The sequence below is a fragment of the Candidatus Cryptobacteroides sp. genome, assembly GCF_056207615.1.
On the sequence record NZ_JBAEER010000174.1, the window covers coordinates 1 to 2,677 of the forward strand.

Consider the following 2,677-nt stretch of genomic DNA (forward strand, 5'->3'; position numbering starts at 1 on the left):
CACCTGCACTCTGGCCGAAGATGGTCACGTTGTCTGGGTCGCCACCGAACTGTGCGATGTTCTTCTTGATCCACTTGAGGGCCTCGATCTGGTCGAGGATACCGTAGTTACCTGATACGCCCTGTGGGTTCTCTGCGTTGAGCTCAGGATGTGCGAGGAAGCCGAACACACCGAGACGGTAGTTGATAGAAACGAGTACGACATCCTTAGCTGCCCACTCCTCAGCGTAGAACTCAGGCTCTGAGCCCCAACCCTCGCGGTATCCACCACCGTGGATCCAGAGAGCTACAGGAAGCTTGGCGTCGGTCTTGCCGGCAGCCTTGGTCCAAACGTTTGCATAGAGGCAATCCTCGCTGTAAGGCTGCTCTTTGCCATAACCCCACTCAGTGGTGTAGCCACCCTCGTAGTGAGTAGACTGGAAGCTTGGATGTCCGAAAGTATCGGCGATCTTCACGCCCTCCCAAGGCTGAACAGGCTGAGGAGCCTTCCAACGGAGGTCGCGGATAGGTGAAGCTGCGTAAGGGAGACCCTTGTAGGCGATGACGCCTGGCATTTCCTCTACGACAACACCCTGAACCTTACCGCCCTCGATAGTGAGGACAGGGTTCTCGATTGTTGCGGTCGAGCATCCGATCATTGCGAATGCTGCCATCACGAAAAGAAAAGTCTTTTTCATGAGATGATAGTTATAAGTTGTTAAAGTGTACTGGTAATCAATTTGCCATTGATGGTGAGTCCTGCAGGCATGCCCTTGATGGTCATTGCCATGCCTGTCTCACTGAAGTTGAAGACGAGGGTCTCCGCAGCTCCGACATTGAACATCGAGAGCCAGTATGCAGAAAGTTCGTTCTCCCCTGTCCATGCACAGAGGCCGGCGGTGTTCACCGGAGTCGAGTTCATGGTGTTCTTGTACGCAGCGCGTGCGAAGGTCATGGTCCTGTCTGTGCTTCCCCTCATCCATGAGTCGAGGCCGAAGTTCAGGTTGTGGATGGAAGCAGCCTCCTCCATGGTGACGGTGCAGTTTCCGTCCTTGTCGAAACGGAATGAAACCGCATTGATGCCGAGGCTGTTCTTCTCCATCTCATATCGACGAGTTGTCGAGCGGAGACCGGAGTTGCTGCTGGAGAAAGGTCGCGCGAGCTCGTATCCGGCGATCTCGGAATTGAGATCGAATCCGGAAGCCTTGAGCGGCTTGTCCGACATGCTCTCGCAGAGCTTGTACATGATAGTGTTGAAACCGTTCTCGTCGCGCACCTGGCTGTGGACGGCGATCACGACGTCGTAGTCAGGAATCACGAGACATAGCTGATTCTGTCCACCGATGGCCCTGTATGAGCCGCAACGGCCCATCCATGTCTGGTAGCCGTAGCCCTGGGATCCGTCATCACCGGCATTCTCCTCCTCGGAGCGCTCCGGATGCTGATAGATGTGCGGGGTGGTCATGGCTGCGATCCACTCAGGATTGAGCAGCTGCTCGCCTTCCCACTTTCCGCCGTTGATGAGGAAGAGTCCGAGCTTCGCGAGATCGGAGGTCTTCATGTGTGAACCGCCGTTACCCATGTTGCATCCGTCGAGGTCCATCTCCCAAACCACGTCCTCGATTCCGAGCTTGTCGAGAAGACGAGGCTCGAGATACTCCTTGATCGTGATGCCGGTGACCTTGGTGATGATGCGGGAAAGCATGTGGGAACAGGTGATGTCGTACGCGAACGACTCTCCCGGTTCATATTTGAAGTCTGTCGCGAGGAACGAACGGATCTGGTCTGTACCCGAGCCCGGATACTGGGTGGAAGCGTGTCCTGCGGACATTGTGAGGAGATGTTCCACGGTAAGCTTCTCGAGGCCCGCCGGGATAGTCTCCGGAAGAAGATCCGGGAAGAAATCCATCACCCTGTCTGAGACCTTGAGAAGCCCCTCCTGCACTGCGAATCCTACCGCCGTGCCGGTGAAAGTCTTGGTTGCAGAATACATCGCATGCTGAACATCCGGAGCATAAGGAGCCCACCAGTGCTCTGCAATGACGTTTCCGTGTCTGAGAATCATGATTCCATGAGTCTCGTAACCGCCCTCCTCGAGGGCCTTGAAGGTCTGTGCAATTGCCTCGCCAGGCACGCCCTGAGCCTCAGGGGTACTGCGTGGGAGTCCGTCGTCATATCCGTAAGGAGAGCAGATAGTCTCTGTAGCAGAATTGCAAGAAATCATCGCAGCGGCCGAAACCGCTGCGATGACAGGTGATAGAAGTCTTCTGAATTTCATTATTTCAAGAGATCGATAAGTGCGTAAGCAAAGTTGAGGTAGTTACAGTTACCTGCAATGGTACCCTCGTTCTGACCCCAGAAGAATGGCCAATCGTCGTAGTTCTCGAAGTGGTCCGGGTGACGGAAGAGAAGACCAGGGGCAACGTTACCTGGGATTGCTGAGAAGTCTGCACGGTTGTTACCGTAGAAGACGTTCTTTGGACGAGCTGCACCTACAGAAGCCACGAGAGAGTAGTTGTGGTACATGTGGCATCCGAAGAGGTATTCAGCAGCCCTGAGTGCGTAGCTCTTGTCCACGATGTCAGGATAATACTTGCTAGCGTAGCAGAGAGTGGTACCGTAGCTTACTACTGAACCGCTGGCTGCCCAGTTGCCGAGTCCGATTGGAACACCGTAAGGATTGTCCTCCTCGAGGCTGT

The 2,677-nt window shown here is 54.8% G+C and carries 2 protein-coding genes and 1 pseudogene; all 3 read right to left on the reverse strand.

The features are described 5' to 3' along the window. On the reverse strand, positions 1-676 hold a 676-nt coding region (locus AC06ND_RS09565; RefSeq protein ID WP_475678753.1), incomplete at its 3' end, for a carboxylesterase family protein. A 20-nt stretch (positions 677-696) separates the two neighbouring features. Further along, a complete protein-coding gene (locus AC06ND_RS09570) occupies positions 697-2,256 on the reverse strand; it encodes a serine hydrolase domain-containing protein (protein ID WP_475678754.1) in 1,560 nt (519 codons plus the stop codon). Continuing rightward, positions 2,256-2,677: pseudogene (locus AC06ND_RS09575) on the reverse strand (glycoside hydrolase); the annotation flags it as partial. The pseudogene AC06ND_RS09575 and the gene AC06ND_RS09570, both read right to left, overlap by 1 nt.

Excerpts from the sequence above, each read along its gene's own strand:
- AC06ND_RS09570 (WP_475678754.1), bottom strand. The coding sequence starts at position 2,256 with ATGAAATTCAGAAGACTTCTATCACCTGTCATCGCAGCGGTTTCGGCC.